Annotated in this window: 19 protein-coding genes and 1 riboswitch; of the genes, 15 read left to right on the forward strand and 4 right to left on the reverse strand. The window is 45.0% G+C overall.

Annotated elements, in window-relative coordinates; translation table 11 throughout:
• Nucleotides 1-13: 13 nt before the first annotated feature.
• The 5 genes from BM415_RS04190 to BM415_RS04210 all read left to right on the forward strand — a co-directional run bounded on the left by BM415_RS04190 (nucleotide 14) and on the right by BM415_RS04210 (nucleotide 7,492).
• Nucleotides 14-1,702 carry a type 2 periplasmic-binding domain-containing protein gene (locus tag BM415_RS04190; protein ID WP_091154905.1) on the forward strand — a complete coding sequence of 563 codons (1,689 nt, stop codon included), beginning with the start codon at nucleotides 14-16 and terminating at the stop codon, nucleotides 1,700-1,702.
• Between the two features lie 101 nt (nucleotides 1,703-1,803).
• Complete coding sequence (locus BM415_RS04195; protein WP_091154908.1) at nucleotides 1,804-2,694, forward strand: ABC transporter permease; 891 nt, start codon at nucleotides 1,804-1,806, stop codon at nucleotides 2,692-2,694.
• 34 nt (nucleotides 2,695-2,728) lie between these two features.
• Nucleotides 2,729-3,607 carry a carbohydrate ABC transporter permease gene (locus BM415_RS04200; protein WP_091154909.1) on the forward strand — a complete coding sequence of 293 codons (879 nt, stop codon included), beginning with the start codon at nucleotides 2,729-2,731 and terminating at the stop codon, nucleotides 3,605-3,607.
• Between the two features lie 184 nt (nucleotides 3,608-3,791).
• Nucleotides 3,792-5,879, forward strand: a complete 2,088-nt coding sequence (locus BM415_RS04205) for a beta-galactosidase (protein WP_091154912.1) — start codon at nucleotides 3,792-3,794, stop codon at nucleotides 5,877-5,879.
• Nucleotides 5,880-6,058: 179 nt separating this feature from the next.
• A complete protein-coding gene (locus BM415_RS04210; RefSeq protein WP_091154913.1) occupies nucleotides 6,059-7,492 on the forward strand; it encodes an NAD-dependent malic enzyme in 1,434 nt (477 codons plus the stop codon).
• Nucleotides 7,493-7,621: 129 nt separating this feature from the next.
• Here the strand turns inward: BM415_RS04210 and BM415_RS04215 are convergent, their stop codons facing one another.
• A complete protein-coding gene (locus tag BM415_RS04215; protein WP_170862364.1) occupies nucleotides 7,622-8,854 on the reverse strand; it encodes a copper amine oxidase N-terminal domain-containing protein in 1,233 nt (410 codons plus the stop codon).
• A 357-nt stretch (nucleotides 8,855-9,211) separates the two neighbouring features.
• On the opposite strand from BM415_RS04215, the gene BM415_RS04220 reads away from it, so the two are divergent.
• The 6 genes from BM415_RS04220 to BM415_RS04245 all read left to right on the forward strand — a co-directional run bounded on the left by BM415_RS04220 (nucleotide 9,212) and on the right by BM415_RS04245 (nucleotide 18,032).
• Nucleotides 9,212-10,276, forward strand: a complete 1,065-nt coding sequence (locus BM415_RS04220) for an FUSC family protein (RefSeq protein WP_091154916.1) — start codon at nucleotides 9,212-9,214, stop codon at nucleotides 10,274-10,276.
• A 134-nt stretch (nucleotides 10,277-10,410) separates the two neighbouring features.
• Nucleotides 10,411-11,544, forward strand: coding sequence for an N-methyl-L-tryptophan oxidase (gene solA, locus BM415_RS04225; RefSeq protein ID WP_091154919.1), 1,134 nt, complete (start codon nucleotides 10,411-10,413; stop codon nucleotides 11,542-11,544).
• Nucleotides 11,545-11,737: 193 nt separating this feature from the next.
• Nucleotides 11,738-12,205, forward strand: a complete 468-nt coding sequence (locus BM415_RS04230; RefSeq protein ID WP_170862365.1) for a pyridoxamine 5'-phosphate oxidase family protein — start codon at nucleotides 11,738-11,740, stop codon at nucleotides 12,203-12,205.
• 78 nt (nucleotides 12,206-12,283) lie between these two features.
• The gene (gene helD, locus BM415_RS04235) at nucleotides 12,284-14,647 is read left to right on the forward strand and encodes an RNA polymerase recycling motor HelD (RefSeq protein ID WP_091154920.1); all 2,364 of its coding nucleotides are present in this window, start codon (nucleotides 12,284-12,286) and stop codon (nucleotides 14,645-14,647) included.
• Nucleotides 14,648-14,925: 278 nt separating this feature from the next.
• On the forward strand, nucleotides 14,926-16,746 hold the full coding sequence (ade, locus tag BM415_RS04240; RefSeq protein WP_091154923.1) for an adenine deaminase: 1,821 nt from the start codon (nucleotides 14,926-14,928) through the stop codon (nucleotides 16,744-16,746).
• Between the two features lie 235 nt (nucleotides 16,747-16,981).
• Nucleotides 16,982-17,073, forward strand: a riboswitch (cyclic di-GMP riboswitch).
• A gap of 65 nt (nucleotides 17,074-17,138) precedes the next feature.
• The gene (locus BM415_RS04245) at nucleotides 17,139-18,032 is read left to right on the forward strand and encodes a hypothetical protein (protein ID WP_091154926.1); all 894 of its coding nucleotides are present in this window, start codon (nucleotides 17,139-17,141) and stop codon (nucleotides 18,030-18,032) included.
• 63 nt (nucleotides 18,033-18,095) lie between these two features.
• Here the strand turns inward: BM415_RS04245 and BM415_RS04250 are convergent, their stop codons facing one another.
• Nucleotides 18,096-19,016, reverse strand: a complete 921-nt coding sequence (locus BM415_RS04250) for a helix-turn-helix transcriptional regulator (protein WP_091154929.1) — start codon at nucleotides 19,014-19,016, stop codon at nucleotides 18,096-18,098.
• A gap of 228 nt (nucleotides 19,017-19,244) precedes the next feature.
• Here BM415_RS04250 and yicI point away from each other — a divergent pair, with 228 nt between their 5' ends.
• Together yicI and BM415_RS04260 are read left to right on the forward strand one after the other, a co-directional pair.
• Nucleotides 19,245-21,563, forward strand: a complete 2,319-nt coding sequence (yicI, locus tag BM415_RS04255; protein ID WP_091154931.1) for an alpha-xylosidase — start codon at nucleotides 19,245-19,247, stop codon at nucleotides 21,561-21,563.
• Between the two features lie 224 nt (nucleotides 21,564-21,787).
• Nucleotides 21,788-23,074 carry a bacillibactin exporter BcbE gene (locus tag BM415_RS04260; protein ID WP_091154933.1) on the forward strand — a complete coding sequence of 429 codons (1,287 nt, stop codon included), beginning with the start codon at nucleotides 21,788-21,790 and terminating at the stop codon, nucleotides 23,072-23,074.
• Between the two features lie 48 nt (nucleotides 23,075-23,122).
• On the opposite strand, the gene BM415_RS04265 is transcribed toward BM415_RS04260, so the two are convergent.
• Together BM415_RS04265 and BM415_RS04270 are read right to left on the reverse strand one after the other, a co-directional pair.
• Nucleotides 23,123-24,313 (reverse strand): MFS transporter, encoded by a 1,191-nt coding sequence (locus BM415_RS04265; protein WP_091154935.1) that lies wholly within the window; start codon nucleotides 24,311-24,313, stop codon nucleotides 23,123-23,125.
• 59 nt (nucleotides 24,314-24,372) lie between these two features.
• Nucleotides 24,373-24,831, reverse strand: a complete 459-nt coding sequence (locus BM415_RS04270; protein WP_091154937.1) for a MarR family winged helix-turn-helix transcriptional regulator — start codon at nucleotides 24,829-24,831, stop codon at nucleotides 24,373-24,375.
• Between the two features lie 191 nt (nucleotides 24,832-25,022).
• Between BM415_RS04270 and BM415_RS04275 the strand changes: the two genes are divergently transcribed.
• Nucleotides 25,023-25,661 carry a helix-turn-helix transcriptional regulator gene (locus BM415_RS04275; protein WP_091154939.1) on the forward strand — a complete coding sequence of 213 codons (639 nt, stop codon included), beginning with the start codon at nucleotides 25,023-25,025 and terminating at the stop codon, nucleotides 25,659-25,661.
• Between the two features lie 192 nt (nucleotides 25,662-25,853).
• Nucleotides 25,854-26,471, forward strand: a complete 618-nt coding sequence (locus BM415_RS04280) for a TraX family protein (protein WP_091154941.1) — start codon at nucleotides 25,854-25,856, stop codon at nucleotides 26,469-26,471.
• The last annotated feature ends 50 nt before the right edge of the window (nucleotides 26,472-26,521 follow it).

The raw sequence follows: 26,521 nt of genomic DNA on the forward strand, positions 1-26,521 counted from the left end.
AGGGGGAACTCAAATGGGGTTTAGATGGAAAAGATCATCACTTTCAGTTCTTGCAGTAACCATGGTAGCTAGTGTCGGTCTCATGGGCTGTTCCGGGCGGGGAGCGGAGAGCGCAAACGAAAGCGCAACAGCGCCGGTCACTACTGAAAACGTATACAAAGAAAAGTATGATCCGGAAGTAACGATATCCACCGTGTGGGGAATTGATCCGGCCGTGACGTTCAAGAATGGTGAAACCATTGAGAACAGCGTAGCAACCCAATGGGCAAAAGAAAAATTCGGCATCAATATTAATTCACTCTGGTCCGTAACTGATACGAATGGGGCATTCGCCACAAAAGTAAGATTGTCGATGTCTTCAAGACAAGACATGCCGGATATATTAACGATTGGCGCTGACCAGACGCAGCTGGTTCAAGACTTAATTGAATCTGGAATCTATGGTGAGGTTGGCGAGTTGTTCGATAAGTATGCTTCAGATACATGGAAGGAAGCAATGAATATTGATCCTACCGTTTGGAATGCCTATACGCGTGACGGCAAGAAGATGGGGATCCCGGTCCTCGATTATGCATACAACAATGACTATCTCCTGTGGATTAGACAGGATTGGCTCGATAAGCTGAATCTGCAGGCACCGAGCACAATGAATGAGCTGGAAACGGTTATGGAAGCTTTCAAGAATAACAATCCTAGCGGGCTGTCTCCGGATAAAGTAACGCCGCTTAGTATTGGAATCAAGAATTCAATGAACACATGGATGGCTGATCCATCCTGGATCTTCGGTGCCTATGGCACGATTCCACAGCAGTGGAACATTGGCGAGGAGGGTAAGCTGGAATACGGCTCTGTTCATCCAGGTATGAAGCAAGGACTTAAGAAGCTGAGTGAATGGTTTGACAAAGGCTACATTCCTCAGGAGGTCGCTCTGTGGGATGAGAACAAGACCGCTGAGCCAGCAGTTGCAGGAACCGCCGGAATCATTCCAGGTCCATACTGGATGAGTGGATGGCCGCTTGTTGATACCGTCAAGAACGATCCTGAGGCCGTGTGGAAGCCGTACCCGATCCCTACTGGTGAAGATGGAACCGCGATGCGTCATGGAACTCATTTCTCTAACGGAGTAACGCTGATTAAGAAAGACATGGAGCATCCTGAGGCATTCTTTACTTATCAGAATTATTTGTTTGACAACTTTGCAGATCCTGCTGCTGGAAGTGAGCATGATTTTGGCTTGTTTGATGGCTATGACTATCAGCTGGACGCAGACGGCAACCAAGTGAGGTACGATGAGATTGAAGGCGGATATGTAAATGTGCTTCGCTATCTCCTGGTCAGAGACGGAGCCAGAATACCAGATGCACAGATGAAGGCGCTGCTTAATTTGGCCGATGGCAAAGAAGCCGAGACAAGACTTGAGCGTGAGGTACAAGCGAACTACGGACTGGAAACTCCGCAAGCAGCTAAGGTCCTTATGTCGCAGGAGGATATTTCCTTTAAGGATATGTTCACGGGCCCTCCGACAGAAACGATGAAATCGAAGCTCGATTATCTGAACAAAATAGAAAACCAAACGTTTAACGAAATCATTTATGGTAATAAGCTAGTTGATTCATTTGATACGTTTGTTGAAACGTGGAAATCCGGTGGTGGAGATCAAATCACCCAAGAAGTGAATGAATGGTATGACAGCGTAAAATAAGGCATGGCAACGAAAAAGCAGCATGCAATCATGTATGCTGCTTTTCTATACCTTATTTCTAGAGAAAGAATCCATTGTGATTGAAAATAGGAGGTACTAGGATGAGAACACTCAAAAAGACATGGCCATTCCATATCATGCTGCTGCCTGCAATGGTATTTCTATTCCTGTTCAGTTATTTGCCCATGGCCGGAATTGTCATGGCATTTCAGGATTATAAACCGTGGCTCGGAATTGCTGGCTCCGAATGGGTTGGACTGGATAATTTCCGCTACCTTTTTGAGCGGGAAGACAGTATGCAGGTCATTTGGAACACTGTAATTATTGCGGTAGCCAAGATGATCTTCAATCTGCTTGTTCCGTTTGTATTTGCCATACTGCTTAACGAAGTACGAAAAGTAGGGCTTCAGCGCTCAATTCAGACATTGGTGTACTTGCCTCACTTCTTATCATGGGTAATTCTTGGCGGCATCTTGGTGGATCTGCTCGCTCCCGCAGGGCTGTTCAATCGCGCGCTTGGAGCCTTCGGCATCGATCCGATCCTGTTCCTTGGAGACAACAACTGGTTCCGATTGACGGTTATCATATCCGACGTATGGAAAGAGTTCGGATATAATACGATTATTTTCCTGGCGGCACTAGCCGGGATTAATCCCGCACTTTATGAAGCTGCAGAGATGGACGGTGCAAGCCGATTTAAGCAGACGATGCATATTACGGTGCCTTCACTTATTCCAATCACGGTTGTTGTCGGGACACTTGCGCTCGGGAATGTTCTGAATGCAGGCTTCGACCAGATCTTTAACTTATACAATCCCCTCGTATATGAAACGGGAGATATTATCGACACCTTTGTCTATAGAACAGCGATACTTAATGGAGAGATGGGCTTTGGTACTGCGATTGGACTGTTCAAATCGGTCATCAGTATGGTGCTGATTCTCATATCCTATCGACTTGCTTACAAGTGGGCCGGTTATCGTATCTTCTAGAGGATTATATTAACCTGAGAGTGGGGGAGAAACCATGTATCACAAAACAAGATCATACCGCATATTCACTGCGTTCAATAACCTGTTTCTGATATTGCTTGCCATACTTTGCATCATACCACTGATCCATGTCCTTGCCGTATCGTTTAGCAGCAAAGCAGCGGCTGATGCCAATCTGGTCTCACTGATTCCGATCGATTTTTCACTAGAGGCTTACAAAAAAACGATTAACAATCCGGCCTTCCTACATTCGATCTGGGTATCCGTGCTGAGAACCGTCATTGGTACGGCGATCACATTAATTGTGACTTTTCTCGCTGCCTATCCGTTGTCCAAAGAAAACTCGGCATTTAAAGGCAGAACGCTGTACTCCTGGATCTTTGTGTTCAGCATGATCTTTAATGGAGGGCTTGTTCCTTTCTATGAAGTCATTCAAACGCTTCGTCTTATTGATACGTTCTGGGTACTGGTGCTTCCTTCGGCAGTGAACACATTTCTGGTCATCTTGATGCTGAATTTCTTCAGAGGGATCCCGAAGGAGCTGGAAGAAGCATCACTGATTGACGGAGCGGGCCATTTCAGAACCTTATTTTCGATTTACCTGCCGATATCGCTGCCATCGATAGCTACGATCAGCTTGTTCAGTATGGTATTTCATTGGAATTCATGGTTTGACGGTTTGCTGTATTTGAATGATTCCGGCGACTTTCCGCTTGCAACCTTTCTCCAAACTGTCATTATTCAGCGGGATATGAGCACGATGAGCATGAATCCGCAGGAGATGGAATTGATCAGCCAAACGACGGTGAAATCTGCACAGATCTTTATAGGTGCGGCTCCAATTCTGCTTGTGTATCCTTTCCTGCAAAAATATTTCGTTAAAGGCATGACCGTTGGTTCTGTAAAAGGTTAGGTTTATAGATAGTGGATCGACCTCTATCAGCTAGTAAATGAGGTCTAGCGGCCAAAGTTCACTAAGAAACTCGCACTGAACGAAAGTTGTTTGTACCTGCTTCAAAGTGTAAGATTAAGTACAAGGATGTAATCGTTTCCAAATGAGAGGGAAAACCGATTCGATAGAGAGGGAGTGGGCTTGTATGAATTTGAAATATTCACCGTTATTTGCGAAAGCACCTGTAATGCTGCATGGTGCGGACTACAACCCGGAGCAGTGGCTTCGATATCCGGAAGTGTTGAAAGAAGATATCCGGCTGATGAAGCTTGCCAAATGTAATGTGATGTCTGTAGGTATCTTCTCCTGGGTAGCTCTGGAGCCGGAAGAAGGCGTATTTACCTTTGAATGGCTTGACCTGATTTTGGACACCTTTGCCGAGAACGGTATATATGCACTGCTGGCTACGCCAAGTGGTGCAAGACCAGCCTGGATGTCACAGCAATATCCGGAAGTGCTGAGGGTCGGAAGGAATCGAGTGCGTAATCTTCACGGCTTCCGTCATAATCACTGTTATTCCTCTCCGGTATACAGAGAAAAGGTACATACGATGAACAGCAAGCTTGCTGAGCGTTATGCTCATCATCCTGCAATCATCGGCTGGCATATTTCGAACGAGCTTGGCGGAGACTGCCATTGTGAATATTGTCAGGCAGGATTTCGGGAATGGGTCAAAGCGAAGTACGGAACTCTAGACGAGCTGAACCATGCCTGGTGGACAACCTTTTGGAGCCATACGTATACGAGCTGGGATCAGATTGAATCACCGGCACCGCATGGTGAGACTCAAGTACATGCGATGAATCTCGATTGGAAACGATATGTTACCGACCGGACGCTTGATTTCCTGCAGCACGAGCTGGCGCCACTCAAAGAAGCGAATCCCGAGCTTCCAGCAACGACCAATTTCATGAGCTACTTTGATGGTCTTGACTACTGGAAATTTGCTGATGTGCTGGATGTATTATCATGGGATAGTTATCCAACCTGGCATGATGCCCAGGATGACAGCCATCAGGCAATGACCGTTGCACTTATGCATGATATTGTTCGCTCCATTAAAGGCGGTAAACCTTTTATGCTGATGGAAAGCACGCCAAGCATGACGAACTGGCAGGAGGTCAGCAAGCTGAAGAAGCCGGGAATGCACCTTCTGTCTTCCCTTCAGGCAGTGGCGCACGGTTCAGATACGGTTCAGTATTTTCAGTGGCGCAAGAGCCGGGGCTCCAGTGAGAAGCTGCATGGAGCTGTCGTCGATCATGTAGGCAGTGAACATACTCGTGTATTCAAGGAAGTAACAGAGGTCGGGGAGGCATTAACCGGTCTCGAAGAGGTTATAGGTACAAGTGTTCCTGCGGAAGTGGGGATCATCTTTGACTGGGAGAATAGGTGGGCAATCCATGATTCGCAAGGACCTCGTAATGTAGGAATGAAATACGATGAGACGGTTCAGTCTCACTACAAGACATTTTGGGAAAAGGGAATCTCAGTAGATATGATCAACATGGATGCTGACTTTGCCAAATACAAACTGCTCATAGCTCCTATGCTGTATATGGTAAGACCTGGTGTTGGTGAACGTATTGAGGCGTTCGTTCGGAACGGCGGAACCTTCGTTGCCACCTACTGGTCGGGAATTGTAGACGAGAATGATCTCTGTTTCCTTGGGGGCTTCCCTGGACCGCTGCGCAAGACGCTCGGCATCTGGTCAGAGGAAATTGACGGTCTGCATGACGGGCAGATGAACAAGGTCGCAGCCCTTGAGGACAATGCACTCGGTTTAACCGGAGCCTATGAGGCGATAGAGTTGTGCGATCTCATTCATCTGGAGACAGCGACCGCAATTGCGGCATATGACAGTGATTTTTATCAGGGACGTGCTGCTCTTACCGTAAATGCACTCGGATCAGGCAAAGCTTATTATATTGCTTCACGTAATACTTCTCCATTCCATCAGGATTTCTACAATCAAGTGATTACAGAGCTTGGCATCACCCAGGCGATCAGTGGGGATTACCCTCAAGGCGTAACAGCGCATGTTAGAACAGATGGTCAGACGGACTATGTCTTCCTGCAGAACTACACCGATGAGATACAGTTTATGCCTTTGGATGATCGTTCCTATACGGAGATCGGCACTTCATTGACCGGAACAGAAGGAGAGGACACTTTTACAGAAGGGATCAAATTAGCCCCTTATGGGATTCGTATTCTGAAACGCCCTTCACGGTAAATAGATTAAATTGATTGTTTAATGGTAATAAGGCTCTTCTAACGTATGGTACTTACTTCATCTTGTAAGCTGCTGTCGAAGGAGAGTCTTTTTTATGTAAGGATAGAAGGAAAAGCAGGGGTGTGTCTCGAAATCACAGTTTATAAATGCTTTGACTACATCTCACGGGAGGGACCCGCATGATACAGCGCAATCTTGACGGAAACAGCATCATTATTCGACTTGAAATGAAGACAAAGACCATTAATTTTGGAGAAGTGGCATCTGCAATCTCTCAGGCTGGAGGAGATATTGTTGCCATTGACGTAATCTCAACAAACCAGGATATCACCGTTCGAGATTTGACAGTTGCGGCTGCTCATGCAGATGATAACAAAAAGATTGTAGAGGCGGTCCGAAATCTTAATGGAGTATCCATTATCAACGTATCTGACCGTACCTTCCTGCTGCATTTGGGCGGAAAAATTGAAATCGCTCCCAAAACACCGATTAACAATCGGGAGGATTTGTCCAGAGTGTACACGCCGGACGTGGCCAGAGTATGTAACGCGATTGCAGAGGAGCCGCAGAAGGCTTATTCATTAACGATTAAACGAAATACGGTAGCTGTTGTATCTGATGGAAGTGCTGTGCTCGGTCTTGGTAATATTGGCCCAAGAGCTGCCATGCCTGTAATGGAAGGTAAAGCGATGCTGTTTAAACAGCTTGCGGGTGTAGATGCTTTTCCAATCTGCCTTGAAACCCAGGATACAGAAGAGATTATTCGTACAATCAAAGCGATATCGCCAGCTTTTGGCGGTATTAATCTTGAAGATATCTCCTCACCTCGGTGCTTCGAGATTGAACGAAGACTGAATGAGGAGCTTGACATTCCTGTATTTCATGATGATCAGCATGGTACAGCGGTCGTATTATATGCCGGGCTGATTAACGCACTGAAGCTGGTTGGCAAGTCGATAGAGAACACAAAGATTGTCGTATGCGGTATTGGAGCCGCAGGGGTTGCCTGCAGTAATATTCTGTTGTCTGCGGGCGCTCGGAATCTGATCGGAGTGGATCGAGAGGGAGCTCTCGTGAAGACGGAAACGTATGATAATCCGATCTGGCAGGATTATGCCGGGCGAACGAATCCACATCTTCAGACAGGCTCACTTCATGAGGTTATTAAGGACGCGGACATTTTCATTGGTCTCTCCAGAGGGAATCTGCTTACTAGAGAGCATATCAAGACGATGGCGAAGGACCCAATTGTATTTGCTATGGCCAATCCGGTACCCGAAATTATGCCGAGTGAAGTAGAAGATATTGTGGCGGTCATGGCTACAGGAAGATCCGATTATCCGAACCAAATTAATAATGTCTTATGCTTTCCAGGGATGTTCCGTGCTGCACTGGACTGCAGAGCTATTGAGATTAATGAAGCGATGAAACTTGCTGCTGCTACAGCCATTGCTTCATCCATATCGGATGAGGAGCGGACAAAGTATTATATTATTCCCAGTGTCTTTAATGATCGAGTCGTCAAATCCATTCGTGAGAAGGTCGTTGAGGCAGCGCTGCAAACCGGAGTAGCAAGAAGAGTGCCGAGGAAGAGCAGCGACATTTCCGGGTAATCGATCCGTTTGCGCCAGTTATCAACACTGAACATATAAGTAAGAGCCCGGGCTCCCTTGCAAGTGCATGCGGTGGAACCCGGGCCTTTTCGTATTATTAGGTCAGCCAGAAAGTTCTGGTTGGCTTTTTTAGCGGTGTTTCTTATCTGATTTATGTGCCTGCGGGCTGTCCATCAGAGACATAACACTGTATTCTTCTTCTGGATAAAGAGAGAATGCATCGGCGATGAGCCAGCTTCCATCTTCTGTTTTTACCATGTAGTACATGCCTGTCAGATCACCTTCAATATCCGATTCCTCAGCATGAACAATCGCAGTATTCGCATCATATTGAACAATATTAATTGAAGAAGCCGAGAGATTATAGTCTACCTCATTCAAAAAGCCGGAATCGAACAATTCTTTAAGACTGCGATAAATCCATGTGGATTGATCGTGGGTTGACAATACAAGGTCTGCATCCTTGTTATTGTAACCTTCGTATTGAGCCCTAAGTGTTTCTTCAATACTTGTTTGATCCTCAGCAGGAACGGCCGGTGTATGGCCAATCAAGTCCAGCGCATGATAATATCCATAGCCACTGAGTTCATCATTCAGCTTCAAGCTTCCATCTGGCGATTCTGTCAGGAACAGCCACACATCATCTTCAGTGAGGTCAAAGAAGAATGGACCTCCCGTCCAAATTTCCGTACGGGTAACCGAGGCTAGGATCATGCCTTCATCTGCATCAATAATCTCAATGTTCGAGTACGTTGTCGTTCCCTGGGATTTGAAGAACTCTTCGTAATACTCCACAATGAAATCGTAGTTGAGTGATTCCGGGTCGAGCATTGACTTAACCTTATTAAGATCACGTTCACTCTCAGCAGTACCAAACTGTTTAAGGAAGGCATCTACCTTTTGCTGAGTCTCTTCATCTCCTGCTGAGGTGGAAATATGAATCGTTTTATTACTTTGATCCCAGGACACAGTGTAGCCTGTAGCTTCAGCAACAAAGCGGAGCGGAATCAGCGTGCTTCCTTTTTCTATGTAAGGTGCCGCAGGAAGGCTGGTTCTTTGACCATCAATATGGGCTGTTGTTTTTCCAGCGTAGAGCTGGAGCTTCACATCGCCGTTATCTGCGTTGATGCGTTTCTCTGCATTGTTCCATTTCACCGAGTAATCAAATGCTTCGAATAAAGCACGGAAGGGAACAAACGTTACCCCTTTCTTGATGGCTGGTGTCACTGGAAATGTCATTAATTCGTCGTCCAGGTATACCTTGATTTTTTGCGGCGCGGCTGCTGCCGATGCGACTCCACCCATAATAGTAAATACCATGATGAATGCGAGTGTAAGCAGGCCTAGCTTCTTTCTGAACATGTTGTCAACCCCTCTAAGCTGTACAGTATTTTTACTATAGGAACAGCAGTCTGCCTGTCCAAAAAATATTGGAAATGTTCCCATGTGAAACCATAATACTCGGCTTGGAAAAGTTAAGCAATCGAGGTGGAAGGATTTTACCAAGGTAATTATATACAATATTCGACTTACCTTATTAAGCGAAGTGTACGCTGCTTTCATTGTTCATTGATTTGTTACAAATGTGCTCGAAAGTTCAGGAAAGTCATGGTACAATAAATCGTTCATTTGAGAAGAACAGGTTTACGTAATTTGTGGTTTTGGGGTAATAATACAAAAATATCTAATCTTGATTCCTAGAAGGAGGGCTTTATAGGGATGTCTTTCGGCGCTCGGGTGTTGAAGACCGGGATTGCAGTCACACTGGCTTTGTATATAAGCATGCTGCTGAACATTCCCCAGTCGCCTGTGGGTGCGGCAATTGCAGCCATTTTTGCAATGCAGCCCTCTATATACCGATCCTGGCGATACTTTCTTGATCAAGTCCAATCTACGACCCTTGGCGCAATCGTTGCACTGATCGGAGGGATGGTGTTCTCTAATGAACCCATTGCAGTCGGATTGGCTTGTATACTGGTTATTAGTATTTGTCTCAAATTAAAGATGGGCGATACAATCGGTCTTACTCTTGTCACGGTTGTATCTATTATGGAGGCCTCTGGGGACTGGCATTACGCAGTAGACAGATTCATTCTGACCCTAATCGGTATCGTGTCTGCATCGGTAATTAACGTCACTGTATCTCCGCCAAAGCCCAAGCTGCAATTTGTAATGCAGATCAGAAGTGTCTTTGACCGCATGTCATTGCTGCTCAGAACGTCTATATCGGATGAAATTAAAGAATCGGTGTTTCGGGATGAGAAGAATGATCTCGAAGGTCAGATCAAATCACTTGTGGATAAGTATCATCTGTTTGAAGAAGAACAGCAGAAGCTGAAGCGGGCCAAGTTCAGCTCAACGAGGCAGATGGTCGTCTACAAGCTGATGTTATCCAGTCTTCAAAAGGGCTTTGCCGTACTTGATGCGGTGGATCGTCACTATTTCCAGGCGGAACGCTCGGACAGAACAGATCAGTATTTCGATGAGCATCTGGAGAAGCTGATTAAATTCCATGAGCATGTTCTGCTCAAGTTCGAAGATAAGCTTAAGCCCAATGAACAGGAAGGCGAAGAGCTGGTGCGCACGAATGTGGAGTTCATGGAATCTGCGATCGAGGGCATTGATTTTGAGCGGGAGGGAATGCTTCGGCTGTCCATCGTTGCAGCAGCAATGTATGATTACGGATATCAGCTAGAACGTCTAAACCGCTTGGCTGACCATATTCTAGACTCTGAAGAAACGAAGGATAGCTCTGAAGGGTTATCGGCATGGCTGAAAAAATAAGAATATGGTGTAAAATGTATACTTGCGTGGACGAAGTAAATTCGTTTATGATCTTTACAATATCTAATTCGGGGTAATTCAGTAGACTTTTCGCTAGATAATAATCCTGAATACTCATAAAGAAGGTGTGTTCCGTGGAGAATAAAGTGGATGTCATTATTATTGGCGCAGGAACCATGGGACTTAGCAGCGGCTATTACCTTGCTAAGTCAGGCAAATCTGTATTGATGCTCGATGCCTATGAACCGCCTCATACGCAAGGGAGCCATCATGGGGATACCCGATTGTTTCGTTATGCATACACTGGAGACCTCGTATACAACGCAATGGCAGTAAGAGCACATGAACTGTGGAATCAGCTAGAACGAGAAAGCAGCAGTACGCTGTTGATCCCTTCAGGTGTGCTGAACATAGCCCCAGATCATGATCCGTTAGCAGAAGAGAAGTGGAATAATGCCCTTGCATTTAATCTTTCGGTAGAACGAATGAGCACCATGGAAATCAAACACAGATGGCCAGGGTTTCATTTGCCGAAAGGATATGCAGGTATACTGGAGCGCAGGGCAGGGTATCTGCTGACGGAGCCTGTACTCCATGCCTATAAGGTGCTTGCCGGGCAGCATGGCGCAAGACTAGTTACTGGTGCCAAGGTCAAGCACTGGGAAGCATCTGGCTCCGGATTTATCGTACATACGGCTACAGAGAAGTATGAAACAGATCAGCTTGTAATTACGACGGGAGCCTGGGCTAATAAAACTGCAGGATCTATTCAGCCGCCTGTTGCTGCGGTAAGACAGGTCATCGGATGGTTTGAGGCGCCTGATCTGTTTGATGTATCCCAATTTCCCGGTTTTACGCTCGATACAGAGAATGGACTATATTACGGGTTCCCCAGCAAGGATGGATCTGGATTAAAGATCGGTCGCCATGATTGGGGGACATTAATAGATCCGGATGCTCCACTGCTTCCGTTTCAGGCAGGCGGGACAGATGAAGAGATTCTTCGTCAAGCGCTCCAGCAATATCTTCCGGAAGCGAGTGGCAGGCTGATTCGGGGAGCAGCTTGCAAATATGAGAATACGCCTGATGAGGATTTTATCATCGACTATCACCCTGAGTATAAGGGAGTGGTTCTTGCCTGCGGGTTCTCTGGACATGGATTCAAGTTTGCCAGTGCGGTAGGTGAACTCATCTCCAAGCTTGTGAACGGTGATTCCATTCGTTATAATTTATCCGCATTTCGATTGGACCGATTCCAGCACTCGTAAGATTATGAAGCAACAACTTGAACTTATCCTTGTTTATTTGCATGATATCCATTCATTGGCTACAATAATAGAACAGCCCGGGCTACTGAGAAAGTCGCCCGGGTTTGTTCTTGTTGTTTGTTTTTCTGTTAAAGAGTGTGTGGATACTTTGCTTAACATCGGGAGATTGAGAAGAGCAACATGGGGGAAAAATATGAATAAATATATATCGATTCCTGAACCCTTGATGAAACTGTTGGACGGAGATCGCCTTCCGTCTAAACAGAACGAAGCATTCATGCTGCAGACGGTAACGGAGGAAGGCTGGCCGCATACAGCAATGATCAGTGTCGGTGAGATTGTAGCAATGGATGATTATACATTAAGGCTGGCATTATGGCGCGGTACGATAACTTCTCACAATATGCAACGCAGCGGCAAAGCTGAGCTGGTTATTGTGTACGCAGAACGCGTCTATTATCTCAAAGTAGCTGTTAAGCCGCTTGCTCCATTAATGTCTGCCAAACATGAAAGAGACAGGTTCAGCGCGCATATTCATGCGTTAAAGATAGATCAAGCGAAATACGCTCATATTGAAGCTGGTATTCGGGTTCAGCTGATTGATCCAGATTCAGTGATTACACGATGGACGGAAACGGTGGAAGAGCTGAGGATGGACTAATGTTTGGTTTATGAGTTTACAGCTATGGTATGAAAATTAAAATTACAGTTAGAAAATGATCAAAAAGGAGCGGATCACTTGAGTACGGACAAGGAATGGCGACTAGAACAGTCTAGAGTGGACGAAGTTACCGAACAAATTCGGCAATCCATTAACAAGCTTGAGAGTGAAGTAGGTTCTGTTCGCGGAGAAGTGGTTGAAATGCGAAAAGAATTTTGGGATGAGGTCACCATTAACTTTAGTGAAGCAGATGATGTTGGTGAGACTTCTACAAACTTAAGGCAGCAATCCGAGGTACTGTCTGAACGGGAACGAAGCCACAAAAACGCATTTAATGCACTCAAAAAACTCAATAAGCTGGAAGGAAATCCATATTTCGGACGTATTGATTTTGTGGAGAAGGGTTCTGATACAGCAGAACCCATATATTTGGGGATTGCCTCCTTTTTGTCAGAGCAGGAGAACGATTTTCTTGTCTATGACTGGCGCGCTCCGATATCGAATCTGTACTATGACGGGGCTCCGGGGCCATCATCCTATCGAACACCTTCTGGCCTGATTGAAGGTGAAATTACGTTAAAACGGCAGTTTACCATTCGTGATGGGGATATCAAGTTCATGTTTGATACCGGAGTTACGATTGGCGATGAGTTATTGCAGGCCGTGCTCAGCCAAAGCTCTGATGCGTCCATGAAAAGTATTGTGGCGACCATTCAAAAAGAGCAGAACCAGATTATTCGAAATGATTCAAGCCGTTTGTTAATCGTTCAGGGTGCAGCTGGAAGTGGAAAAACATCGGCAGCTTTGCAGCGCGTCGCCTATTTACTATACAAAGATCGGGAATTTCTTAAGGCTGACCAAATGATTCTGTTCTCACCGAATCCGATGTTTAACAGCTATGTATCTACCGTCTTGCCTGAGCTTGGCGAAGAGAACATGCTGCAGACTACATTTCAGGAGTATTTGGAACGAAGAATCGGCAAAGAATATCAGCTTGAGGATCCCTTTGTTCAGCTGGAATATGTCTTATCTCAATCTGATGATCCTGGTTATGAAGCTCGAATTCAAGGGATTCAGTTCAAGTCCTCACCCGAGTTTCTTGATTTGATATTAAGCTATAAAGATCGACTTGCACATGCGGGAATGATGTTCAAACCGCTTCGTTTTCTCGGAAGAGAGGTCATTTCCACACAGCAGATCACGCAGAAATTTTACGAATTTGACAAGGGCATTCGAATCGCGAGCCGGCTTGAACTGCTCAAAGAATGGATGCTCAAGGAGCTTGCTGCTTTTGGCAAAGGCGAACTTACAGCAGCTTGGGTAGATGAACAAATTCAGCTGCTTGGCACAGAAGACTATCACCGGGCCTATCAGAGATTACGACGGAAGCAGCGCGGCAAGCAGGATACATTTAATGATTTTGACGTGGAAAGGGATATATTGGCCAAAATGGTAGTATCAGATCGACTTAAGCCCCTTCGAAAATGGGTGAAAGCAACTCGATTTGTCGACATGAAAGGCCTCTACCAAGCTATATTCAAGGATGCCCAGTCATCTTGTGGGGTTGATCATTCACGCCTTCCGGCGGCTTGGAATGATATTTGCAAATTTACGATAGATAAAATGAATAACCAGGAGCTTGCATACGAAGATACGACTCCGTTCCTGTACCTAAAGGATTCATTATTAGGGTTTCGCGTGTTTACGAATATCCGCCATGTGATCGTTGATGAAGCCCAGGATTATTCTCCATTCCAGCTCGCATTCTTCAGACAAATGTTTCCCCGTGCGAAGATGACAGCGTTAGGAGATTTTAATCAGGCGATTTATGCCCATTCATCTGTACTTAGTGGGACAAGTGAGCTAAGGGATATATACAGTACAGATAAGGCGGAAGTGATAAGGCTAACGCGCAGCTACCGTTCAACGAGGGAAATCGTAGAATTTACAAAGTCATTGCTGCCTAATGGTGAGGCCATCGTTCCATTCAATCGTGAGGGAGAGAAGCCATATGTATATGAATATGGGAAGAGAGATGAGATGGAGGAAGCAATGGTATTGAAGCTTGAGGAGCTTCAGTCACAAGGGCACGAGTCCATCGCTGTCATCTGTAAGTCCGCAGGTCAAAGTCTTAAGGTGCACGAGCGACTTCTGGGCAAGCTGAGCACAGCGCCCAAGCTTATTAAAAAAACGACGCTTGGTTTCGAAAAAGGAATACAGGTCATTCCAGCATACCTGGCTAAGGGTGTAGAATTTGATGCAGTCATGATTTATGATGGATCGGCCAAAGCGTACTCAAGAGAAAGTGAACGCAAACTGTTCTATACAGCGTGCACGCGTGCGATGCATTTGCTGTACATTTACTCCAAAGGTGCAGTCAGTCCATTTGTATCAATGGTTGATTCTCAGCTGTATCAGCATGAACTTGAATATTCGAAATAACCGTACCAAAAACCATCATCTAAGCATGGTCAACTGGAATAGTCCAGCAGCACATTCTCTTTATGGGAATCGTGCTGCTGTTTTTTGCAACAAGGATCTAATTGAATATTATTACATATAATGAAAGATTATAGAGAGGGTGATGTAAGGAAATGGAGGTTGTTCTCATCATTTCCTGACGAATTATAAACTCTTAAGTCAATTATGTTTACATGTAACCTTCAGACTACTATAATCATTAACAATCTACTTTTTTACGGTGAATGGGGGAAATTCAAATGATGAAAAAACAATTTGCAAGGCCAGCATTGGCTGATTGCGTGAAAGAGCTCGTTGCTACGGCTAGAGGAGATCAAAAGGCTTCTTTAGTTATTCAGAACGGGTCCTTGGTCAATGTCGTGTCAGGCGAAATATTGCAGGGCATGTCTGTTGCTGTGCAAGGCTCTCGCATTGCATATGTAGGCAAGGATGCTTCACATACGATTGGACCGGACACAGAAATTATTGACGCGAGCGGGCAGTATATTGCACCTGGGCTGCTTGATGGTCATTGTCATATTGAGAGCACCCAATTAACCGTAGCGGAATTTGCAAGAGCTGTGCTCCCATTAGGGACGACAGGCGGATTTTTTGATGCGCATGAAATTTCCAACGTACTTGGTCTGAACGGTCTTAAATATATGCTCGAAGAGGCAAGAACTACACCGCTCGCTGCTTATATGCAGGCGCCTTCCTGTGTACCGTCTACAAGTCCTGAGCTGGAAACGACGGGAGCATATATCGGTCCTGATGAGGTAGCTGAAGCATTAAGCTGGGGTAATGACATGATTGGTTTAGGGGAAGTAATGAACTTTCCGGGTGTCGTGTACGGGGAAGAGAAGATGATTGGAGAAATAGAAGCTACGCTGCGTGCGGGTAAAGCGGTTGACGGTCACTTTACTTGGGCAGCTGATGATTGGAGACTGCCTGTATATGCTGCGGCCGGTGTAACAGGAGATCATGAATGTGTGACCAAAGAGGATGTACAGGAAAGAATCCGTCTAGGAATGTACGCCAAGATGAGGCAAGGTTCAGCCTGGCATGACGTAGCAGAAACGATTAAGGCGTCGACTGAGCTGGGACTAGATACAAGACGGATGATGCTTGTTACTGATGATCGCAGTTCAGAATCTCTGCTGAATGAAGGGCATATGAATTACGTTGTACGTCTGGCCATTTCACAGGGAGTCAAACCGGTAACGGCTTTTCAGATGGCAACGATCAATACGGCAGAACGGTTTGGCGTCCAGAGAGATGTCGGTTCAATTATACCAGGTTCAATTGCAGATATTATTCTGCTGGATGGAAGACTCGCTGATGTGAATGTACACACGACTATTGCGGCTGGTCAAGTGGTTGCCCGGGAAGGAAAAATGGTGGCTTCCTGGGATAAGTATCACTATCCTCAAAATGCACTGGGTACTGTTCAATTAAAGGCCGACATTCAAGCGGATCATTTTGTGATCAAGACTCCTGTTCAGGAGGGTGAGCTAAACGCGCGCATTATTCAAGTGACAGAGAACCATGTGGAGACGAAGGAAGTCTTCAAGACAGTCCGAGCAGAATCAGGCCAACTCATCCTTAGTATGGATCAGGATGTATGCAAGATTGCTGTTATTGAACGACATCATAGAACAGGAAACAGGGCAGTAGCTCTTGTTAGTGGAGTAGGCTTTAACCGACCTGCCGCGATTGCCATGACGGTCGCTCATGACAGCCATAATCTGATGGTGATCGGAACAGATGACAATCTAATGGCTGAAGCGGCTAACCGGGTAGTGAGTATGCAAGGCGGAGTGGCCGTCGTAACCGATGAGGGAACGACAGAATTTCCGCTGCCGATTGCAGGCCTTATGTCACCGGAGCCTTTTGAAATCGTAGCTTCGCAGTCTGAAGCCATTAGCGAGGCGCTTCAAGCCTCTGGATGCTGCTTGAATAATGCGTTTATGACGTTGTCATTATTGGCCTTGGTTGTTATACCAGAGCTGCGGCTGTCCGATAAGGGGCTTGTTCGTATTTCTGCAAACGGAATTGAGATCGTTTCTTTGTTTGAGCACTAACAGAAATAACCTATATATTTACTCGTCTAAAATAGGTAAGTAGACATCTGTCTGCTTGCCTATTTTTTCGTTCGAGTGAAATTTAAATAGGTCGGAATCATTAAATAAGCAAAAAGTCCTATAAAATGCTTTCGTATTTCTCCGAAGAATATAAAGTAATACTTTCGTCCTTTGAAAATTGTCGAAGCGTAAGACTAAGGTAATTACCTCATGAGACAAAGGGACGTCATTGTATACGAATTGGAGGCAAATTTGCTGAAAAGCAAAGACGCAAAGCCATGGGTCTAAGGTGAGTCTAATGACTTATGATGACAGCCGGTTGCCGATTTATTAATAGAGAACGGGCATGATATAAGGCATCGTTCCTAAAATCGAAGGAGTGTACGTAAGAGATGTGGAAGAAGACAGGTAAAAAAGCGGCGGTACTGTTGGCTGCAGTCATTATGGCAGGATCAATTACAGGGGGAGCAATGGATGTAGAAGCTACAGCCTACTCCAGTAAACAAACAGGAACATGGTTATGGGATACAACACAAATCAAAAGTGAGCCCGACAAAATATTGGATTTTGCAGAAACACAGGGGATCAATGCAATCTATTTGCAAATAAATAGAGATGTGGCTATACCGTATTATAAAGATTTTATCAGCAAGGCTACTGCTGAAGGGATTGAGGTTCAAATTTTGGACGGCAGACCTGCATGGGGTCTATCATCGGGGCGTGAAGGATTAATGAGCTTTGTAGAATGGATAGAAGCGTATCAGAGCGGGGCTGAAGAGAACGAGCGTTTTTCGGGAATACATGTGGATATTGAGCCCCATGTGCTTGCAGAATGGAAGTCAGATCGAGACAGTGTTGTCGCTCAGTGGCAGTCTAATGTATCGTATCTAACGAATGAAGCAAAACGCATGGAGTTGAAGATTACTGCGGATATTCCTTTTTGGCTTGATAATTATACTGTACCTGGTGGGGATATGAAGATCAGCAGCTGGATGATTCGCCAATTTGATGCAGTCGCTGTCATGGCGTATCGGGATACGGCAAATGCCATCTACAATGCAGCAGCCAGCGAACTGAAGGAAGCCTCCGAGCTTGGTAAGAAAGTATCCATCGCCGTTGAAACGAATCGAAGCAATGAAGGGAATTTTATTACCTTCTATGAAGAAGACTGTGATTACATGCGTGCAGAATTGCAAGAGCTTGAGCAAATGGCAAATAAGCATGATTCCTATATCGGAATTTCGGTTCATGATTATGGTAACTGGTCTAAACTAGCGAGCCGTTAATTGTAACAAGGGTGAGTTGGTAAGAACTGTGTGTTCTTACCAACTCACCCTTGTTTTCTTCAATTAGGTTACCGAAATGGGATCCAAAGAGATTTGTTCAATGAACAGCTTGCGATATTGTGAAGGAGTCATCTTTTTTTGTTTCTTGAACAAAGTAATAAAGTAGCTGAGATTGTCGTAACCAACCTCCATCGCAATATCTACAACCTTATAATTTGTATTTTCCAGCAGCTTGCATGCTCTTTGGATTCTGTAATTGTTAATGTAATCGATCGGGCTCTTCTGGACCATTTGTTTGAAGAAACGGCAGAAGTGCCCCTCACTCATATTAATATGTTCCGACAAGTCCTTGAGCTTGATAGGCTCACTATAGTGATCATGAATATAGCCGAGAGCGGTCTTTAGACGTTCAATCTTGTCCGGACTGCCGGCGGCAATGTTATTTCCTAAATCCGCTGCCTGCTGCATATAAGTGTACATCTCTGCAAGAATCAGATACAGGTGTGCCTTGGTCGAGAGTTCCATCGTCGGCTTCATTAGCTCATGCTCCAGCAGAATCCGATCAATGTGTGAGAGGACAGATCTGCCCCATTCCGTATGACGTGAAATATGGCGAGGAGGGAGTAATTTCCTCTTCAATATGGGATCCATCATTTTCTCCTGCAGTGAATCAAACGAAGCACTGGACAGCCAGGCTGGATCGAATACGATGGCTGAAAAGACGCAGCGCTCCTCTCCTTGTAAATAGCCGGCATGAATTTCGCCGCTGCCTACAAAGATGGCATCGCCTGCTTGTGCTTCGTAAATATTCATATCAATATGGAAGACAGCAGAACCACGCTCAATAAGAATAAACTCCATCTCATCATGCCAATGGCAGTCAAGAATGCTGTCTCCATTCAGCTGATCTACTGACGGATAGACACTAACAGGATACATTGGGTTGCCATGCACGCGATTCTCTTTTAACAATTCTTTATTCATATCACCAAGCTCCTTGTTTCTCTTCTACTTATATAGTAGAAATCCTATATATAGCAGATAATAGCTTCTTATGTTGAAATCGCTTCCATAATATGTGCGTTATGTTAATATAAAGTGGCAATCCGGATGAAAATATATCAAAATATTGATACTATTCATCAAAATAACGTAAGAAAAACGATAATAATATCAATATTATTATAGTATAACCGAAGGGGGAAAGAAAACATGAAATTTACTGATGGATTCTGGTTGACTCGTGAAGGGTACCATATTCAAAACCCGACTGATATTCGTGATATTATACAAAAAGATAATTCTCTAACCGTTCATGCGGCTACTAAATATATTCGCACCAAAGGCGACACATTGAACGGTACATTGCTCAAAGCAACTTACAGCTCTCCTATGCCGAACGTTATTCGTGTAACGCTTAACCACCATAAGGGCAGAGTGAAGAAAGGTCCTGAGTTCGAGCTGATCAGTCAGGATGCTAACGTTGAGATCTCGGCAAACGAACAAGGCGCTGTACTTAAGAGTGGCGAGCTTGAAGTTCAAATCGACAAAACAAACGGCTGGGACGTAAGCTTCCTATACGGAGGCAAACGTATCACTGGCAGTGGTCTCAGAGCAGCTGGCTACATCACAGGACCGAATAAGGAAGCTTACTTCCGTGAACAGCTTGACCTGGGTGTAGGTGAATACGTTTACGGTTTGGGTGAACGGTTTACTCCATTCGTGAAGAATGGTCAAGTGGTTGATACTTGGAATGAAGATGGCGGTACAAGCAGTGAGCAATCCTACAAGAACATTCCATTCTATCTATCCAACAAAGGCTATGGTGTATTTGTAAACCATCCTGAACGTGTATCCTATGAGATTGCGTCCGAGAACGTCTCCAAGGTTCAATTCAGTGTTGAGGGAGAAACTTTGGAATACTTCATCATCGGCGGTGACAATCCGAAGGATGTGCTTGACAACTATACGAGGTTGACTGGAAAACCGGCACTTCCTCCAGCATGGACATTTGGTCTGTGGCTGACGACTTCCTTCACTACAGATTATGATGAAGGAACAGTAAATCACTTTGTGGACGGCATGGCTGAGCGAGATCTTCCTCTCTCCGTATTCCACTTTGACTGCTTCTGGATGAAGGAGTATCAATGGTCTGATTTCGTATGGGACGAAGCAATGTTCCCAGATCCGGAAGGCATGATTCAGCGTCTGAAAGACAAAGGACTTAAAATCTGTGCTTGGATTAATCCATATATTGCAGAAAAATCCTACTTGTTCGATGAAGGTATGGAGAACGGATATTTGGTCAAAACAGCGGACGGAAGCGTATGGCAATGGGATATGTGGCAAGCCGGAATGGCTCTTGTCGACTTCACGAATCCAGATGCTGTTAAATGGTATAAGAGCAAGCTGGAAGTGCTGCTTGATCAAGGTGTGGACTCCTTCAAAACAGACTTCGGTGAAAGAATTCCTACAGATGTCGTTTACTTTGACGGTTCTGATCCGGTTAAAATGCACAACTATTATACTCAGCTGTATAACAAAGCCGTATTTGAACTGCTTGAAGAGAAGCTTGGCAAGAATGAAGCTGCATTATTTGCTCGTTCTGCAACAGCAGGCGGTCAACAGTTCCCTGTTCATTGGGGCGGTGATTGCTCTTCGACTTATGAATCCATGGCTGAATCGCTTCGCGGTGGATTGTCACTTGGACTGTCCGGCTTCGGCTTCTGGAGCCATGACATCAGTGGCTTCGAGAATACAGCAACGCCAGATGTGTACAAGCGCTGGGTTCAATTTGGACTACTGTCTTCCCACAGCCGTTTGCACGGCAGCACATCCTATCGTGTGCCTTGGCTCTTTGACGAAGAATCCGTGGATGTCGTACGCGACTTTACTAAGCTTAAGATCAGCCTGATGCCTTATCTGTACAATTCTGCACAAGAATCGTCTGCACGAGGCATTCCAATGATGCGTGCGATGATGCTTGAGTTCCCAGAGGACCCTGCAACATATAGCTTGGACACTCAATATATGTTTGGTGACTCCGTTCTTGTTGCGCCGATCTTCAACAAAGAAGGCGATGTTACTTACTATCTGCCCGAAGGCACTTGGACCAACTTCCTTACAGGAGAGAAAATTCAAGGCGGACGCTTCGTTCGTGAGAATCATAGCTTCCGCACATTGCCGATGATGATCAAGCCGAACAGCTTGATTGCAGTGGGTGCGGTTAATGATGTGATTGAATATGACTATGCTGAGAATGTGTCGTTGCATTTGTTCGAGCTTGGTGAAGGTAACCAGGCAGAAGCGAATGTGGTGAGCACTCGTTCTGAACAAGAGCTGAATGTGAAGGCCGTTCATTCTGGAGCTGGCATCGAAGTAACGGCTGAAGGAACAGGTAAAGCCTGGACGCTCGTTCTTCGCGGTATTCATGAAGTATCTGCTGTACAAGGCGGAACGGCTGCGAATGGAGAGCATGGTATTGTTGTCACTCCTGACGCATTTACTGGCAAGATTTCAATATCACTTTAAAATCATTTGATTTGACACTGCGGTGCCTTTGGCACCGCCTTTTTTTGTTCACTTCGCATATTCCTCCAATACTCTTCCAATTTAGTAGTTCCTGATCAAGCGCGTATAATTTAAACAGGAAATAGCCACATTAATATAGTCGCAAGCAGAGAATACTCACATGATGTGCTGATTGGCAGGCACTTATTGCATTTTCCAACTTTATAAAGGTGGGTAAACATCCAATGGAAAACAAGAAGCTCGATCTGGCAGCACTTTCATCCATTCCTCTAATTATGACTTTGGGCAACTCAGCGTTGATCCCGATCATGCCGCAAATATCAAGAGAGCTAAAAGTCTCGACCTTTATGGTTAGTATGCTCATCACCGTCTATGCAGTCGTTGCCATTATACTTATTCCGATTGCGGGGTATTTGTCGGATCGATTTGGGCGGAAGGCCGTAATCATTCCGAGCCTTATCATTGCAGCTGTCGGAGGAGCTGTATCGGCAGGTGCTGCCTGGTGGCTGACGAATGGCGCAGCGTATTGGGTCATCCTTGGCGGCAGGCTCTTGCAAGGCATTGGAGCAGCCGGAGCTTTTCCCATCGTCATTCCGCTGGTCGGAGACATGTTTGAAGATGAAGAGCAGGTAAGCAAGAGCCTGGGTATTATTGAAACTTCAAATACTCTAGGGAAAGTGCTAAGTCCCATCATTGGCGCCGCACTTGCCGTATGGCTATGGTATGCTCCATTCTTGATGATTCCGGTTCTATGCCTAATCTCTGTTCTCCTCGTCATCTTCTTGGTTAAAAGTCCGAGTACCAAAAAGGAAGCGCCTTCTTTCCGGGAGTTTATCGGATCTATAAAAGACATTCTTGCCGAGAAAGGGCGCTGGCTTTATGCGATTTTTGCAGTAGGCTGTATTTGTATGTTTGTTATATTCGGAGTGCTGTTTTATTTATCCGAGGTTCTCGAATCCCGATACGACATTCATGGAGTGACCAAAGGTTTTATCCTTGCGATTCCTCTTGCTGCTCTATGCCTGTCTTCTTTTTGGAGTGGCAAGATCATTGGCAAACATAAAAAGCGAATGAAATGGATTGGCTGCTTCGGACTTATCTTAATGACGGCATCGCTGGTTGTCATGGGCTTCTCAAGCCAGATTTACTACGTCATTGGTGTATTTACCGCCGGTGGAATCGGCATTGGCGCTGCGCTGCCTTGTTTGGATGCACTGATCACGGAAGGGATTGAGGAGGAGCAGCGGGGAACGATTACGGCATTATTCAGCAGCATGCGGTTTATCGGGGTATCCTTAGGTCCGCCAGTTATCTCAATTCTGCTGGGTACATCGCATTTAATCCTATTTATCACGCTTGCCGCTGTGGGAGCAGCAGGCATTCTGCTTACCTTGTTTGCAATCCGGCCCTCAGAGGATGGGGACGATAAGAATGGAGATAACAAAAAAACAAAAAATGTGCATTACCGTTTAGGTGGAAAGAGCATGGTCAGAGTTAAAAAGAAAGTTTAAAAAGATAAGCCTGCATTTCGTTTAGAAATGCAGGCTCTTTGGTCAACTCTAGCCTTCTTGTGTGGCTGCACGCTGTTTGGCCAAGCGCGCATAAATCACATAAATCACAAGCAACAGAACGATGAATAGTGCTGAGTAACGGTACATATCTGCATAGCTGGTAACAGAGGCGATAATGCCTAGCAAGAGAGCGCCGATGGCAATTCCGAAATCAAGGGTGTTCAAAAACATACCATTGGCCAAGCCACGCTGAGAAGGGTGAACGACTTGAATCATCCATGTCTGGAAGGTTGGCTGAAGTGAGCCATAGCCTAATCCAAACAAAAAAGCAGCAAAGAATAGACTGAGCGTAGAACTGGTGAATGATAAAATGACGAGTCCGATAATAATAAATATGGAGCCGGGAAGTATCAGTGCACCATGTCCTTTTGAATCATAAATACGTCCTGCAATTGGTCGAATCATTAAGATCGCAATGGCGTTAAACAAGAAGAAGAGCGCTGGATTTGCAATCCCTTGTTCTGCACCGAAGATAGCGATGAAGCTGACCAGGCCTCCATAGGATACGGCCATGAGTCCGTTAAGAAAGGATGGAATAACAAGCGCAGTATTGAAGCCTTTTTTCTCAGGCACTGCAAAAGGATTGTTCACTTCCTGTGGTTTATTTACTTTTTTGGAAGTGAGCATATAACTAAGCGGAACGATGACAATAATAATGATGGCAGTTGACCAGGTCAGCAGTCCAAAGCCGTTAGAGTTAAGCAGTGATAATCCGACTATGGGTCCTATAGACATCGCGAGGCTCGTGGACAGACCGAAGTAACCCATTCCTTCTCCCATCCGTTTTACAGGAATAATATCGGAGGCCATCGTAGGGAAGGCGGTGCTGCTCATGCCGAAGCCTACGCCGAACACCATGCGCAAGACCAGGAGAGTACCCATTATGGCTGCAAAATGATAGCCGAGCGTAGCGAGCAGGGCAACGAGAATACCAAAGTAGATCATGAAATTGCGCTTTCCTTTTTCTAACTGCTTAGCAGCGAAGATTCTGGCAATAATGGCGCTAAGTGCAAACAGGGTAGTGAACAGGCTGACTTGTAAGGAATTGGCGCTGAATTCGCCCTGCACATATGCTGGCAGCGTAGAAACGATCATATGTAGCTGTAGAAACAGCAAAAAATTACATAGTGTTAAAATAACGAATTCCTTCGTCCATAATTTCGTTTGTTCATGCTGCATGTGTTTTGTTAAACTCCTTCTGTGTGTGAGATGTTACTGTGTACATATTTAAACCTGTATTACTTCGCTTGGGGTTCCTTCTCTAGAAGTGTATCAAGATAAGATCCCATCTCCGAAAGTACATTCCAAAAAACCTCCATATCCTCCTTCGGAATGATTTGAGCAATTTCTTCATTAAAGCTGTTTTCTAACGGCAATAATGTACCGGAGAGTTCTCTGCCGAGGTCAGTAAGAAAGAGCTCGAAGGCACGGCGGTCCTTTTGACTGGGCTTGCGTATAATCAGGTTCTTCTTCTCCAGCATATCAAGTATTCTTGTTGTGGTGGGTTGATCTTTATAGGCTTTAACGGCGATTTCACGCTGATTCAGGCCTTCGTTCAAGTAAATTTGCAGCATGACAGACCACTGCTCTGTCGTGATGTCATAGGCTTTGAGCCGCTGGGTCATTACACTAACTGCACGTCTATGAATAACACCGAGCATGAAGCCGATGGAGCGATCTGATATGGATGTGTTCAAATGGAATAGAACTCCTTTCAATGTAAACCTTTTTGATCATTTTACTTGTCATGCTAATATTATTGAATGTGATAATATCTGTCAATCGGTATTCCAAGCTTTTAACTAAAATGGATCCTATATATGTCAGCATGATGAAGAAATGATATATTTAAAATGGTGTATACGAAGGAATCAGAGGAGGTGCGGTTATGGAATTATCGAGCAGACAACAGGAAATTATCGACCTGGTCTCACGTTACGCCCCGATCACAGGAGACCATATTGCAGAGCAGCTCGGTTTAAGCCGTCCTACCATCAGGTCTGACTTGTCTATACTGGTGATGCTCGGATTGCTGGATGCGAAGCCTAAGGTTGGATATACTCTTGGAACGGCAATAAGTGAGCTCAGTCAGATGAATGAGCAAATATCCAGGCTGACGATTAACGATGTGCTGACACCACCCATTCTGATCCAGGAGCATCGAAGTGCATATGATGCAGTCGCTTTGTTATTTCAGGAGAATACAGGAACACTTTTTGTGGAAAATGAAAGCCTTGATTTTGTAGGTATTGTTTCTCGAAAGGATCTGCTCAAAATCACACTCGGACATGCAGATTTAAAAACCATTCCAGTTAGCCTCACCATGACCAGACGAGCGCAAACCGTTGCCCTTGCGCCGAGTGATCCGGTCGGGCTCGCTGCCCAAATGCTGATTCGCTATCAAGTCAATTGTCTCCCTGTAATACGTGGTGAAGGAGAAGCAAGAGAAGCAGGTGAGCATGAAGTGATTGGGAGAGTGTCGAAGACGACTTTGCTTCAGTTATTCATTGAGCTGGCAGGAGTCTAGCGAGGGGAACTTATACATTACCGATCTCCCGGGAGGGAAATGAATTTTATCTTTATCGGTATTGTTTTAATTATTGGATTCTTTGGAATCATTGGAAATCAGAATTTGATGTTTACTCTGCTTATCCTTAATTGTAGAATTTCCTCTTCAGTGGGATAATAGATGATTATGTACAGGAAGGGGACGGATTAAGTGCACTGGATTGCTATGATCACCATGCTGATTGACCACATAGGGGCGGTGTTTTTTCCAGAACATAGCGTTCTTCGCATTATAGGAAGAATTGCTTTTCCCATATATGCGTTTTCTATATTTCTTGGGTATAAACATACACGTAATGTAAAGCGTTATTCCTTCCGTTTGTTTATTATTGCCGTTGTATCTCAGATCCCGTTTATGGCTGCATTTAACCAATCAACACTAAATGTCGTGTGGACCTTGCTGGCTTCGCTTCTTGTACTACAGGCGCTGGACAAAGTAAAGAATAAGGTTGCAGCCGTCTTCATAGTTTTCTCAGCTGGGTTTATTATGGAAATATCAACAATGGATTACGGAATGTATGGTTTGTTACTCGTGCTTATCTATAGATATACCGAAGGCTTCGTGATGGTGTTCGCACATCTGTTCTTGAATATAATAGATATGCTGCAGTCACAAATTCAGATATGGAGCACGATATCTTCGTTATTTATTGCCTTTGCCATTTATAAGGGAGCTTTACTCAGATCTTCCGTTCCACGCTGGTTGTGGACAAGCTTCTATCCTCTGCATCTCGCCATCATAGGCATTGTCCGGATCTATCTAAGATAAGGGATTACATGCTGGTAAACAGATGGAACAAACCGAGTTATTCCTGTATA

It is taken from the genome of Paenibacillus sp. 453mf (assembly GCF_900116105.1).
Lineage (GTDB): Bacteria > Bacillota > Bacilli > Paenibacillales > Paenibacillaceae > Paenibacillus > Paenibacillus provencensis.